Annotated in this window: 12 protein-coding genes and 1 CRISPR repeat array (1 of these 13 cut by a window edge); of the genes, 4 read left to right on the forward strand and 8 right to left on the reverse strand. The window is 69.1% G+C overall.

The features are described 5' to 3' along the window. Window positions 1–43: 43 nt before the first annotated feature. The gene (locus SM418_RS26895) at window positions 44–1,471 is read left to right on the forward strand and encodes an MFS transporter (protein WP_371943864.1); all 1,428 of its coding nucleotides are present in this window, start codon (window positions 44–46) and stop codon (window positions 1,469–1,471) included. A 186-nt stretch (window positions 1,472–1,657) separates the two neighbouring features. Beyond that, entirely contained in the window at window positions 1,658–2,392 is a 735-nt protein-coding gene (locus SM418_RS26900) for an SDR family oxidoreductase (RefSeq protein WP_371943863.1), read from the forward strand. 201 nt (window positions 2,393–2,593) lie between these two features. Here the strand turns inward: SM418_RS26900 and SM418_RS26905 are convergent, their stop codons facing one another. Further along, window positions 2,594–3,835 (reverse strand): NAD(P)/FAD-dependent oxidoreductase, encoded by a 1,242-nt coding sequence (locus SM418_RS26905; RefSeq protein WP_371943862.1) that lies wholly within the window; start codon window positions 3,833–3,835, stop codon window positions 2,594–2,596. Window positions 3,836–4,082: 247 nt separating this feature from the next. On the opposite strand from SM418_RS26905, the gene SM418_RS26910 reads away from it, so the two are divergent. Then, the gene (locus tag SM418_RS26910) at window positions 4,083–5,585 is read left to right on the forward strand and encodes a cryptochrome/photolyase family protein (RefSeq protein WP_371943861.1); all 1,503 of its coding nucleotides are present in this window, start codon (window positions 4,083–4,085) and stop codon (window positions 5,583–5,585) included. A gap of 317 nt (window positions 5,586–5,902) precedes the next feature. Here the strand turns inward: SM418_RS26910 and SM418_RS26915 are convergent, their stop codons facing one another. The 7 genes from SM418_RS26915 to SM418_RS26945 all read right to left on the reverse strand — a co-directional run bounded on the left by SM418_RS26915 (window position 5,903) and on the right by SM418_RS26945 (window position 9,869). Then, window positions 5,903–6,643: a class I SAM-dependent methyltransferase gene (locus SM418_RS26915; protein ID WP_371943860.1), complete on the reverse strand. Its 741-nt coding sequence runs from the start codon at window positions 6,641–6,643 to the stop codon at window positions 5,903–5,905. A 129-nt stretch (window positions 6,644–6,772) separates the two neighbouring features. Next, window positions 6,773–7,078: a hypothetical protein gene (locus SM418_RS26920; RefSeq protein ID WP_371943859.1), complete on the reverse strand. Its 306-nt coding sequence runs from the start codon at window positions 7,076–7,078 to the stop codon at window positions 6,773–6,775. Continuing rightward, complete coding sequence (locus tag SM418_RS26925) at window positions 7,075–7,260, reverse strand: hypothetical protein (protein WP_371943858.1); 186 nt, start codon at window positions 7,258–7,260, stop codon at window positions 7,075–7,077. The genes SM418_RS26920 and SM418_RS26925 overlap by 4 nt, the downstream gene beginning before the upstream one ends. 197 nt (window positions 7,261–7,457) lie before the next feature. Further along, complete coding sequence (locus tag SM418_RS26930; protein ID WP_371943857.1) at window positions 7,458–7,757, reverse strand: hypothetical protein; 300 nt, start codon at window positions 7,755–7,757, stop codon at window positions 7,458–7,460. A gap of 359 nt (window positions 7,758–8,116) precedes the next feature. Next, window positions 8,117–8,320, reverse strand: a complete 204-nt coding sequence (locus tag SM418_RS26935) for a cold-shock protein (protein ID WP_131737330.1) — start codon at window positions 8,318–8,320, stop codon at window positions 8,117–8,119. A gap of 189 nt (window positions 8,321–8,509) precedes the next feature. Then, window positions 8,510–8,797, reverse strand: coding sequence for a MerR family transcriptional regulator (locus SM418_RS26940; protein ID WP_371943981.1), 288 nt, complete (start codon window positions 8,795–8,797; stop codon window positions 8,510–8,512). Between the two features lie 784 nt (window positions 8,798–9,581). Then, complete coding sequence (locus SM418_RS26945; RefSeq protein WP_371943856.1) at window positions 9,582–9,869, reverse strand: hypothetical protein; 288 nt, start codon at window positions 9,867–9,869, stop codon at window positions 9,582–9,584. Window positions 9,870–10,412: 543 nt separating this feature from the next. On the opposite strand from SM418_RS26945, the gene SM418_RS26950 reads away from it, so the two are divergent. Beyond that, on the forward strand, window positions 10,413–11,042 hold the full coding sequence (locus SM418_RS26950; RefSeq protein WP_371943980.1) for a hypothetical protein: 630 nt from the start codon (window positions 10,413–10,415) through the stop codon (window positions 11,040–11,042). 983 nt (window positions 11,043–12,025) lie between these two features. Then, a CRISPR array of direct repeats spans window positions 12,026–12,628; the repeat unit is 28 nt; unit sequence GGAGCATCCCCGCGGGCGCGGGGCCGAC; it runs 1,499 nt beyond the window's last position.

A 12,628-nucleotide genomic window follows, 5' to 3' on the forward strand; every position in this document is an offset into this window, starting at 1 on the left:
AGCGGCGACCCGCCGGAGGAAGCGGTCGGTCATCGCGGTGGTCATGACCGGGGTCTTCCTCTCCGGGATGGACACCACGATCGTGGTCTTGGCGCTGCCCACCCTGGAGCGGAGCCTCGACGCCGCGCTGACCTCCCTGGTGTGGGTGGTCATCGGCTTCCTGCTGGTCAACACGCTGCTCACGACCCAGGCCGGACGGCTGGGCGACCTGTACGGCCCGACCCGCGTCTACCGGGCGGGATTCTTCCTGCTCACCCTGGGGTCGCTGCTCTGCGGCCTCGCCTGGGACCCGGTCTCCGTGGTGGCGTTCCGGCTGCTCCAGGGCACCGGCGCGGCCTGTGTGACCGCCACCAGCGGAGCGATCATCGCGGCCGTCTTCCCCCCGGACGAGCGCGGCCGGGCCTACGGCCGGACCGGGGTCGCGTTCAGCCTGGGCGCGGTGCTCGGCATCGGCCTGGGCGGCCTGATCATCAGCTACGTGTCGTGGCGCTGGGTCTTCCTGATCAACGTGCCGGTCGGGGTGATCGTGATGGCCTGCGCCCGGGGCGTCCTGCACGGCGGGACGGGACGCCGCCGCGTCGGGCTCGACCTCGTCGGGATGGGCACGCTGGGCGCCGGCCTGCTCTGCCTGCTCTGGGCGATCATTGAGATCGCGACCGCCGAGCCCGGCCCCGTCCCGCGCGGAGCCGCGCTCGGCGGGATCGCGCTGCTCGGCTTCTTCGTCGGGCACGAGCGGCGGCAGGACGACCCGATGCTGCGACTGTCGCTCTTCCGCATCCCGGCGCTGTCCGCCCCGCTGCTGGCCGCGCTCTTCCAGGGGCTGGCCAACTACGCTGTGCTGTGGCTGGCGATCATGTATCTCCAGGGGCCCGAGGGGCTGTCCCCGCTGCGCACCGCGCTCGCGATCATGCCGGGCTATGTCATCGCCGGGATCATCTGCCTGTTCAGCGGTCGGCTGGCGGACCGGGCGGGCCCGCTGCTCCCGGTCGCCATCGGGCTGGGCGCCGAGGTCGCCGCCCTGGCCGGCTACGCGCAGATCACCACCGGCAACGGGCTCTGGCTCGTGGTCGCGGCCAACATCGTCAACGGGATCGGGCTGGGCTTCTTCATTCCCGCCAACAGCTCGGCGGTGATGAAGGCCGCGCCGCCCGAGTTCGTCGGGATCTCCTCCGGGATGCTGCGGACCTTCGCCGGCTTCGGCTGGGTCTTCTCCTTCCCGCTGGCCATCATCGCCGCGTCGTTGTCCATCCCGCGCGACCGTGCCATCGCGATCTTCGTGGGCTCGGCGGATCTGGACGGCGCGCTGGCCGTGGCGTTCACCGACGGGCTGCGCCACGTCTTCTCCACCCTGGCGGGGATCATGCTCCTCGCCCTGCTCGTCTCATTCGTCCGGCTGATCGGCGCGGACCGGCGAGAACGTCCCGTCCCGGCGCCCTCAGCGGAACAGCCGCAACTCAGCCGGGACGCGTGACCAAGGGGCCTGTGTACGACTACTGCTTGGCGACGATCCCGCGCGTCCAGGCTTCTCCCTCCCTCCCCTTACGTCCCCGCCCCTTCCACGCCCGCGCGACTCCGGATCGCATGCGATGTGATATAGCTTGTATCAGATGATACAGGCCGTATCATCTTCGAGTGTTGTCAAGGAACGGAGTGCGCTATGACCGACCGCCCTGTGGCGCTCGTGACCGGGGCGAACAAGGGGCTGGGCAAGGAGACCGCCCGTCAGCTCCTCGGGCACGGCATGACCGTGGTGATGGGGAGCCGCGATCCGGAACGCGGCGTCGCGGCCGCCGAAGACCTGTGCGACGACGGGTCGGCCGTCCCGGTCCAACTCGACGTGAACGACCAGGCCGGCGTTGACGCGGTCGCCGAACGGCTGCGCCGCGAGTACGGCCGCCTCGACGTGCTGGTCAACAACGCGGGAGCCGTCGTGGACCGGCTCGCCGCAGACACCACGGCGGCGGAGATGCGACACGTCTTCGAGGTCAACGTCTTCTCCGTCGCCACGATCGTCCACGCGATGCTGCCGCTGCTGCGCGCCTCGGCGGCCCCGCGCGTCGTCAACGTGTCCAGCACCACCGCCTCCCTGGGGCTGACGAGCGGCGGCACCGACTTCGGCGGGGACGCCGACCGCCGGATGGCGTACTCGGCGTCGAAGACCGCGCTGAACATGCTGACCGTCCAGTACGCGCACGCCTTCACCCGCGACGCCGCGCTGTTCCACATCAAGATCAATTCGGCGACCCCGGGCTACACCGCCACCGACATGACCGGTCACCGCGGCACTCGCACCGTCGAGGAGGGCGCCCGCGTCATCGTGGATCTGGCCACGCTCCCCGACACGGGCCCCACAGGCGGCTTCTTCAATGACCAGGGCCGCGTCCCGTGGTGACCGCCCCAGCGCTCTGACGACCAGAGCCTGCGGCCCACGAGAACCACGCCAGCCGAGTCCACCCGCGCACGGCGCGAAGACCGCCCCTCGGTGACACGGCCGGCCGTTCCACACGGGGCCGGAGGGGAGAGTTCTCCCTGACCTGCAGCTACGGGTGCTCAATGCTCAGGGAGCCTGGGAGCGCCGCCCGGCTGCCCTCGCTCATCCCGAGATCGGGACGGTCGCCCGCAGGCGGGAGTCGGCGAGGACGGCCTGCGCGGCGCGGCGTCCCGACACCAAGGCCCCCTGGATGGAGCCGGTGTCGCGGTGGTCGCCGCAGACGTACCGTCCCGGCCGGAGCCGCACCGGCTGCCGCATTCGCAGCGGGGGCGGCATCGCGGGGAGCGCCGCCTCGACCGGATAGGTCCCGATGAGCCGCCATCCGGAGGTGTCGCCGTAGATCTCGGTCAACCGCTCCAGCACGCGTGATTCGTCCGCACCGAGGCCGAGCACGGACGTTGAGATGAGCGCGCGGCTGTCCGGCGAGTAGCGCGGGGCCGCGTCGGTGAGGACCAGCGTGTCGGCGATGATCCCCTCGGCGTCGATGATCTGGATCGGCTCACGCAGCGGCGAGGAGGGAGCCGCGTGGTAGAAGGTCGTTACCGCGCGCATGACGGGTGCTTCGACCTCGGGCAGCAGCCTGGCCGCCTGGACGGGGTCGGTGGCGACGACCACGGCGCGGGCCTGGACGGTGGAACCGTCGCCGGTTCGCACGCCCGAGTCGGTGATCTCGTGGACGGGTGTGTTGAGCGAGATCGTCCCTTCGGGCAGCCGGTCGGCGAGCTGCCGGGGGATGCGGCCCATTCCCAACGCGGGGAGGCTGATGGTGCCGCGGACGAACGACCGCCAGATCAGGTGAAAGAACCGGCTGGAGGTCTCCAGGTCGCGTTCCAGCAGCACGGCGGCCAGGAACGGGCGCAGCAGCCGGTCGATCATCACATCGGACAGGCCCCGCAGGCGGAGTTCGTCGTAGGTGCTTCGTTCGGGACAGTCGCGCAGCCAGGAACCGGAGGCGGTCAGGTCCCGGGCGGTCATCGCCGCCAGCGCCGCCTTGTCGCCGATGGTGCCGATATCGGCGAAGGCACCGCTCAACGCGTGCTCGGGATGCTTCCATGGCAGCATCACCCGCTCCCGGCGGCCTCGGTGGAACACCAGCAGACCGGACGAGAACGGCTGGAGGTCCAGAGCCGCAAGGTCCAGGACCTGTCGGGCCTCGGGATAAGCGGTGTTGAAGACCTGAAAACCGCGGTCCAGGCGGAACCCTTCCACCACGTCAGTGCGCACCCGGCCGCCGATCCCGTCGGACGCCTCCAGCATCCGAACCGGCACACCGGCCTGGTGCAGTCGCACGGCACAGGCCAACCCGGCCAGTCCCGCCCCAACGATGATGACGCTTTCGGGCATCGCTTCTCCTCCCCCGGAGCGATTGTCCCGGCCACTTGGCGCCGGTTTCTCCTGCTCAGCACGACCGACGTGGCAACATCCGTTCATGGGGACCATGCCCGCCGTGTCCGTGGTCACTCCGAACCAGGCCCCGACAGAGGAACCCGTGCAGGTCTTGCCGGCCTCGCTCGTCAGCGCGCCGTCTGTGCCTGCGGCGGCTCGTGCGCCACACTGAGCGGACGTCCAGGCATCTCGGGGGAGGATGCGCGTGGGGACGCACGACCGCTCGAAGGCCGCGTTCCACTGGCTCTTCGGGGACCAGATGGGCCCGCACTTCCTGCGGCCTGACAGCCAGATCGTCATGATCGAGTCGCGCGGGGTCTTCCGCCGGCGCCGCTTCCACCGTGCCAAGGCGCACCTGGTGCTGTCCGCCATGCGGCACCGCGCGGCCGAACTCGGTGATCGGGTGCGCTACATCCAGGCGGAGACCTACCGTGACGGCCTCACCCGAGCCGTCGGCGACGCGCCCGTGACCGTCCATCACCCCACGTCCCACGGCGCCCTTCGCTTCGTGCAGGGGCTGGAGCAGGTGGAGGTATTGCCGCCGCGTGGTTTCCTCGTGCAACCGGACGCGTTCGGCCGATGGGCGGACTCCGCCGGGCACCTGCGGATGGAGGACTTCTACCGGCACGTGCGCCGAGACCACGACCTGCTGATGGACGGCGAACAACCCGCGGGCGGCAAGTGGAACCTGGACACCGACAACCGCGAGGCCCCGCCCAAGGACGCCGTGGTACTGCCGGTGCCGGCACCCTACCGGCCGCGTGAAGACGCCATCGACCACCAGGTCAGGGCCGACCTGGACCGGTGGGAGCGGCGCGGGGACGTATCGTTCGTCGGCCGGGACGGACCACGCCGGTTCCCCGCCAGCCGCGCCGAGGCCCGGCGAGCCCTGCGCGCATTCGTGCAGAAACGCCTGCCCACCTTCGGCCGGTGGGAAGACGCGGTGCTGGCCGAGGACTGGGCCATGAGCCACAGCCTGCTGTCCGCCTCGCTCAACCTTGGGCTGCTGGATCCGGCGGAGTGCGTCGAGGCCGCCGAGAACGCCTACCGTGCGGGGGAGGCACCGCTCAACTCCGTCGAGGGCTACATCCGGCAGGTCGCCGGATGGCGAGAGTACATGTGGAATCTCTACTGGTACCTCGGCCCCCGCTACCGCGAGTCCAACGCCCTGGGCCACCACGCGCCACTGCCGGACTGGTTCGCCCACCTGAACGCCGACGCCGTGCAGGCGCGCTGCCTGTCAACCACTCTGGCGCAGGTCCGCGACCGGGGCTGGGTACATCACATACCCCGGCTGATGATCTTGGGCAACCACGCCCTCCAACGCGGCTGGGACCCGGCGGCGGTGACCGACTGGTTCCACCGCTGCTTCGTCGACGGATACGACTGGGTGATGCTCACCAACGTGATCGGCATGTCCCAGTACGCCGACGGCGGCCGCATCACCACCAAGCCGTACGTCTCCGGCGGCGCCTACATCAACAGCATGAGCGACCTGTGCGGCCCCTGCGCCTACCGGCCCACCGAACGCGTCGGCGAGCTGGCCTGCCCCTATACCGCCGGCTACTGGGAGTTCATTCACCGCCACCGCGAACGGCTGGCGCGCAACAACCGCACTGCTCGCGCCGTCAAGCAGCTTGACCGCCTCGGAGACCTGGACGACGTGCTGCGCAACGCCCGGCGCCGCGACCCGGACGCGCCACCCTGACCGACTGAGGTGCCCAAAATCTTCCGGACGGCTCCTCGGCCAGGATCGGGGTGCCGTGCCAGCCCGGCCGACCAAGCGATCTCCAGCGACGGCTGGAGGAACTGTTCACCAGACCGGCGCACCCGCTCACGCCGTCGTCAACGCACACCCTGACGACAATTCGAACCTGTACCGGAAGCTCGGGCTCAAGACACGACGGGCTTGATCTCGTCGACGGGACGACCATGCACGGAGACCGTGCCGTAAATTCGATGCAACCGGCTAATCTCAACGCCGCTGACTCGATGGTAAACATTCACGTCTCGGTGCGGCGGCGTTTATGGCTTGTGGGTTATCCAGAGCATTTCTGCAGGCCAGTGGTGTGCCCAGTCGGGCGGATCGGTTTCGTTGTACCCGTTGGGTGTTCCGGGTCCGGGCCGCGGCTCGATGAGGTCGTCGATGACGAGGCCCGCGCCGCGCAGGGTCTTGATCCAGTCGCCGTAGGTGAGCTGATAGCTGGCCGCTCCGTGGTCTTCGGCGATGGTGTTCAGCCCGAAGTAGTCGTGGTGCAGCGTGGTGGTTACGCGGCGGGCCTCCTCGTCGTAGCAGGCTTCGAACCATGGGCTGGCTGTGTTGAACACCAGGCGCCCGCCGCGGCGTAGGACGCGTGCGGCCTGCGGGACGGCCAGATGCGGGGGCGCCCAGTTAAGCCCGCCATGGTCGCAGAACACCAGGTCGAAGCTGCCGGCGCGGAACGGGAGCAGTTCGGCGGCGCCTTGCACCAGCGGGTAGCGGGCCGCTCCCATCGCGCGGGCCGCTGCGGCGAGTTGGGCTTCGGACAGGTCGAGCCCGACCACGGTGGCGCCCTCGGCGGCGAGTGACCTGGACCACTGGCCCGCGCCGCAGCCGAGTTCGAGGACGCGCTTGCCCCTAACGTCGCCCAGGGCCCGCAAGTGCGCATCGGGGATGGCGTACATGCCCCACAGCCGGGGCGCGGCGCCGATCTGCGGGTTGTGCTCGTGCTGGTAGGCGCTGCTGATCTGGTTCCAGAACCGCCGGTTGGCGGGGATGCTGTCCACCTGCCGACTCCAGCACCGTCTGCCGGGGGCGGTCAACACGATTAGGGCACGGGCCGGGATCACTGCAGTCGTGGTCACACCGCGCACGTTCCCCCAGCAAGATCACTTTCCGCACCTGGGGGATACCTTCTAGTCCGCTGGTCGGCGGTAGGTGGTCGTTCGGCCTCTTCCGCCGTGTTGTTCGATGAGTCCCCGGTGACGCGACCCTCGGAGGGCCTGGCGGATGTTGGGGGCGGTCAGGTTCAGTTGGCCCTGGAGTTCTGCCACGGTGCGCGCGCCGGTCGCCAGTGCGTCGTAGACGCGCAGTTCTGTCTGGTTGAGGTCATCGCCGGGCCGAGTGGTGGAGGTGGTCCTGCGAAGGAGGACCGTGAAGCGGATGCCGACGTCGATGTAGTGCGCGGGCGGGAGTCCCGCTTCGGCCAGTGTCTTGGTCACGATGGGGATGCCGGTGGCGAGGGCTTCGATGACGCATGGTCGCGGTGCATGAGCGCGTTGGCGATGATCTCGCGGAAGGCGATGAGGGGGAAGGCCGGTTCGTCGTGGACGGTGCCGCCGGGTGCCGAGACGATCGCGGTGTCGAAGGTTCGTCGTGCCCAGGCGAGTGCCTCGTCGAGCATGCGGGGGATCGGGCCGGTGATCGTGGCCTGGTTGCGGGCGCGTGATCCCGCAGGGTCGTTCGGCAGTGGTTCGGCTGAGCGCTAACCCGCTGGGGCCACGCGCGACGCCCGTCTGGCAACATGCGGGCTCGAAAGGGAGCCGGCAGGACACCGTCGGCGAGGCGGAACTTTCGTCGTGCTGCCCGGTGCAGGCGTGTTCAGCCGCCCAGCTTCACGATCAGCGAGCGCAGGTGAGGTGCTGCGGCGTTCTCCTGGCCGCGCTTCACCCACGCTGCGATGTGTTCGCTGACCAACGCGGCGAGGCTCGCGCGCTCGTCGTCGCTGAGCTCGACCGTGGTCGTGGTGCTGGTCCGGCAGTCGTAAGCCGCGAAGAGGATGTCTCCGACCGCCTGTTCGGCCGCAGAGGGCTTGCGGTTGTGCTGAGCATGCCAAGCGGCACTGTTGTTGACGACGCCCCAGCCGTACAGGGCCTCGTAGTTGGTGAGCTCGAGCCTCATGGGGCCGGTACCTCTCAGTGCACGGGGGTGGCCACGCCCTATGCAGGCACCCTATGCAGGCACCCTATGCAGGTGCGGCCGCACTGACCGGCCGGACGAACGCCCGCCAGGCCGCCGTCCGTGCGGTTCGCGGGCCGACTTTCTCCTACACGCGGCAGTCCCCCGCGGGGACGCTTGCACTAGGGATCTGCCCGATCTCATTACCTTCGAGGAGGAGGGAGCTATTTCGATTGCTCAGGTGGGCACGGGGGCAATGCCCTGAATGGTCGGCGCGACCGGAGGTCGCCCCTTGGCTGCGCCGACGGGCAGGGCCGCTTGCGCGGTCCTGCCCGTCGGCGGTCTGTTCTTGGTGCGCGTTGTTAAAGCGCGCGGACCAGGTCGGCCTGCATGCCCTTGGGGCCGCGGATGGAGGTGAACTCCACCTTCTGGTCCTCTTCCAGGGTGCGGAAGCCGTCGCTGTCGATCACGGACTGATGGACGAAGATGTCGGCGGTGCCGTCATCGGGGGCGATGAACCCGAACCCCTTGTCGGCGTTGAACCACTTCACGGTTCCCTGAGTCATTTGGTGTCCTCTCATCGGGCGACGGACCACGCGGCCGCGTGGTCCGGGCTGCTGGCCGTACGCCCGCCTGGAGTCGCCCCCAAAGACAAAACGCCCGCCGGAGGAACTCCGCGGGCGTTCTCACGTTCGCAAAACTCGACTACAACCATTGATCCCCACCGTACACCAGATCAGCGGAATCCGCCGAGGTCAGCCCCCTTCGGTTGCCTGGGCGGGGTTCTGGTCGAGGCGTGTTCGGAGTTGGGCGTTGATGCGCTGGGCTTCGGCGAGCTGGTCTTCCAGGATGATGATGCGGCAGGCCGCCTCCAGGGCGGTGCCCTGATCGACCAGGTCACGGGCGCGGTGCGCCAGGCGCAGCTGGTAGCGGGAGTAGCGGCGGTGGCCGCCGGCCGAGCGTTGCGGGACGAACAGTTTCGCGGCGTCCAGGCCGCGCAGGAACCCGGGAGTGACGCCGAGGATCTCGGCGGCCCGGCCCATGCTGTAGGCCGGGTAGTCCTCATCGTCAAGCTTGTCTTCGAGCTCGCTATCGATTTCGGTGGCGGGGGTGCTCTGCACCGGACCCGGCTCGGCGGGACGCGGGTCGCGGTGTGCTGGTCGGGTACCGGGCTGAACCGGCTGGGGTGCTCTCACAAAACCTTCCGTACTGTTCGTCGCTGCACGTGCGTCGGCTGTCGGTGGCGGATTTGGTCGGGAAGAACGACGAGGCCCCGGCGCCCAAAGACGGCGCCGGGGCCATGAGGTACAACACCATCTATCCGGCGCTGCGGCCGGGTGTCTTCCGCGCCGGCCTGTTCTTGCAGGGGCGCGGGGATCGCGGATGCGTGACCGTCAACCACCGTCCAATCCGTGGGGCTGCGGTACCCGCCCGGCATGACTGAAACTGCCTGCGACGGGCGATCCCGATGGTGCCGAGACCCTCCTTCCATGTTCTCTCTACCGATGTTTCCCGCGTTACCTGTGTTGTTGCCACTTGCCTTGGTGCTCACGACGACCCGTTGGCCGCCGCCCGCAAGACCGGCTGCCGGAGTCCCTTCCACTGCGTTGACCCCGGCACGCCCGGCCTGCGTCATCCATCTGTGCGGGCAGTTCGTCCTCTGCCGCGCCTGTCGGACTCGTTCCTTTCGATGACAGGAACGATACCCCACCCTGCCGCGAATATCTACCTCGACCATCATAGGTTTTCGGAGATCCGCCGGTGCGGTTGTATGCGTGGGGTCGCTCCATGGCCGCGCGGTGACCGGGGCGTCGCCGCTGGGAGGGTTCACTCACCGACACCGGCCTGTACATCGGCGGCGTCGGGGCCGTCCGCGTCGGAATGGGTGGCGTCGGCCGCGGCCAGCGCCCGGTTGAGGCTGGTCAGCGCGGCCTCGCATTCATGGTGGCTCATCAGCCAGCCCGTGCCCCAGTGGGAGACCAGGAACCGAGCCCGGGTCATCAGTTTGCGGCGGGTTCTGGCGTCGGTGGCGGCGCCGCTGTCGAGGTACTCCTCGATCGTCAGCTCGCACAGCTCGGCCGCGCGAAGCCACGATCTGGCGCCCTGGGCCGACATCCCGGACGCCCGCCGCCGGCGGCGGCCCTCCGGAGGAGGACCAGGAAGCGGATACCGGAGCCACGGCCTCCCGACGCGCCGAAGAACCTCTACCTCCGTGAAGACCACCTGCTCGCCGAACTGACGCAGCAACTCTCGGAAGTCCACGAAGCCGAGTCACCGCACGGTCTCGTCTCTTATCTCAGAGCGAACGGCCTCGCCGTCGTCTGCGCCCGGTCGTCCTGCGCTGTGATCCGCGCGAACGAGAAAGAGCCCGCCCCGGGAAAGACCTCCCAAATCGAGCTCTTCGCGGTACCTATGGGGCAATCCTGTGTCCGAGACGGTACGAGGCCGCTACCCCAAAGCCGGGTTCCCTTATCCGCCACCCTGCCGTTTGAGTACGCACGGTAGCCACACCGGCACGGCGCTCAGGCGCGGGTCAGGGAAGTCTCGGTCCACATGACCTTTACCTGCAGCCCTGATCGTGCCGCTCGGCGGGATCACGTCCGCGGAAAACGTGAGGTGCCGCCGGGGGGTGTGAGACAGACTTCAAGGGTGATTGAGATGCAGCCGGTCTTGGAGGTGTACCGGCCAGAGGACTTCACGCTCTGGCCGGTCGCCGGGTCGGAGCCGTTCGGCTACCTGCCGCTCAGCGGCACTCTCCTTCCGATCGAGGTCGGCACGGCGGTGATGAGGATCGCCGAAGCTAACGACATCGATCCCGAGGACGGTCGTCCACCTCGTCCGGCTGATCCGCTCGGGGCCTTCCTACATGGCCTTCTCACCATGGAGCCGCTCTTCGCACCCGGCGGGTTGCGAGTCATCGATACGGCGACGGGCATCACCCTGCTGCCCGGTTGCTGCAGCGGGATCGAGGACTGGCGCGAATGGTGGAGCGTCGTCGACGGCCGTGCCTCGAGCGGCTTCCTTGGACACGATCCCGATCCATGCGCTGAACGTCACGGCGACGTAGTCCGGATGATCGTCGACGTCGAGCGCGATGACAGTCCGATGATCGAGTTGCCCACCGCCGACCTGCGGCGTCTGTTGGCCGGCGTGGAACGCGACTTGATCGCCTTCCACCGCCTGGCCGCTTCGTGGGCCGAGCGGTACGTTCCCGACCGCGCCGCCCCGCTCGCTGCCGCCCTCGGCCGCGCTCTGGACGTTCTGCCCGAAGGTTCGCAACGGGTCTGATGAACGTACTGGCGCTCTTGGATTCAGCACCAGTACTCCGCCAAGTGCAGAAACCACAAAGTGGGACAGATGTGAACCTGTCCCACTTTGTCGTGAAGTGTCCGAGGGGTGATCGCTTCCAGTTGCATATGCCGACAGCAACCCTGATTGGCGACGTCTACCGCGTCCGGGTGGGATAGCTATCCCCTGCACGTCATAGCAACATCCAGGCCCGTACGCAGCGTGACCGTGTACGGGCCCAACACTATCGGAGAGCTGTCCGGCCTGAGTGTCAACCGGCGCCAAAGATGCGGGATAGATCTTCCCGCGCCGGTTCGAACCAAGTAGAAGGTGCGGTACCTGCGGATCTCGCTGTGCCGGGTTCCCTTGCGGGCACACCGGGCGTGCGGACCGCGACCCGGACCTCTTTCTTGTGCACATCGATCACCGCGACCCGCTTATAAATCAGGTGCATGACGGGCCTCCCTTCGAGCCGGAACGGTGGCGCGGCCGACAGCGAACGCACCGCCCGCGGAGCCCGAAACGATTAAAGACACGTACACACGCGCTTGCAGCGGCAACCGCCAACACCCGAAGGCACAGGCTCCAGCGTAAACTAACCCGCGGCCACGTCCGGACCAAGGCGAGACGACGTCAGCAGGCGCTACGCCCCGCACCCAGTTTCATCCACCAGCACCCTGTCGGGGCATCAAGAACTAACCGCGCGGGAGGAGCAACTGGGAACGCCCACAGAGCCTTCCCGCGTACGACGTGGCCGACGCTGACAGATGTGCGGTCATCCTCACTCTTACCCAAGCATGCGAACCATCCTCGCGGGCGCGGGCCGACGGGCCGTCAAGCGGACGCTCACAGCCCGCCTGGGAAGCCATCCCCGCGTGCGCGGGGCCGACTTGCGCGGCGCGCGCCCCCCACCGCGCGCGGGGAGCATCCCCGCGGGCAGTGGGGCCGACGACGCCGACAACGTGGCGACGTACGTGGAACTCGGGGCATCCCCGCGGGCGCGGGGCCGACCCTGGGCGGACTGAGCGCCGTGGTGGCCAGTGGGGAGATCCCCGCGGGCGCGGGGCCGACGGGCAGGTCGTCACACCGGTGTACACGGTGACGGGAGCATCCCCGCGGGCGCGGGGCCGACAGCGCGGTGGTGCCGGGGCCGACGCGGGAGGTGGGAGCATCCCCGCGGGCGCGGGGCCGACGCCGGGGCCAGAGCGACGGCGAACATGACGGCCGGAGCATCCCCGCGGGCGCGGGGCCGACAGGTGGTCGAGCAGCTCGAAAATCAGCGTCGTCGGAGCATCCCCGCGGGCGCGGGGCCGACCGGAGACCGTAGCGGACTCCTGATCCTCATGGGGGAGCATCCCCGCGGGCGCGGGGCCGACGCCGCTCCCCCCCCGGGTGACGAGGGGGTTTGCGGAGCATCCCCGCGGGCGCGGGGCCGACATTAACCGGGACGATCACCCGTGGAAATACTGAGGAGCATCCCCGCGGGCGCGGGGCCGACGCCTTGGGGATCGACTACGGCACGACGAACCCGGGAGCATCCCCGCGGGCGCGGGGCCGACCAGTGGGCCCCGAGTCAAGGCATCCTC

This window comes from Actinomadura chokoriensis, assembly GCF_041463665.1.
Taxonomy (GTDB): domain Bacteria; phylum Actinomycetota; class Actinomycetes; order Streptosporangiales; family Streptosporangiaceae; genus Spirillospora; species Spirillospora chokoriensis_A.

Excerpts from the sequence above, each read along its gene's own strand:
- SM418_RS26895 (WP_371943864.1), top strand. The coding sequence starts at position 44 with ATGACCGGGGTCTTCCTCTCCGGGATGGACACCACGATCGTGGTCTTG.
- SM418_RS26900 (WP_371943863.1), top strand. The coding sequence starts at position 1,658 with ATGACCGACCGCCCTGTGGCGCTCGTGACCGGGGCGAACAAGGGGCTG.
- SM418_RS26905 (WP_371943862.1), bottom strand. The coding sequence starts at position 3,835 with ATGCCCGAAAGCGTCATCATCGTTGGGGCGGGACTGGCCGGGTTGGCC.
- SM418_RS26925 (WP_371943858.1), bottom strand. The coding sequence starts at position 7,260 with ATGCTCGACGAGGCACTCGCCTGGGCACGACGAACCTTCGACACCGCG.
- SM418_RS26930 (WP_371943857.1), bottom strand. The coding sequence starts at position 7,757 with ATGAGGCTCGAGCTCACCAACTACGAGGCCCTGTACGGCTGGGGCGTC.
- SM418_RS26935 (WP_131737330.1), bottom strand. The coding sequence starts at position 8,320 with ATGACTCAGGGAACCGTGAAGTGGTTCAACGCCGACAAGGGGTTCGGG.
- SM418_RS26940 (WP_371943981.1), bottom strand. The coding sequence starts at position 8,797 with ATGGGCCGGGCCGCCGAGATCCTCGGCGTCACTCCCGGGTTCCTGCGC.
- SM418_RS26945 (WP_371943856.1), bottom strand. The coding sequence starts at position 9,869 with ATGTCGGCCCAGGGCGCCAGATCGTGGCTTCGCGCGGCCGAGCTGTGC.
- SM418_RS26950 (WP_371943980.1), top strand. The coding sequence starts at position 10,413 with ATGCAGCCGGTCTTGGAGGTGTACCGGCCAGAGGACTTCACGCTCTGG.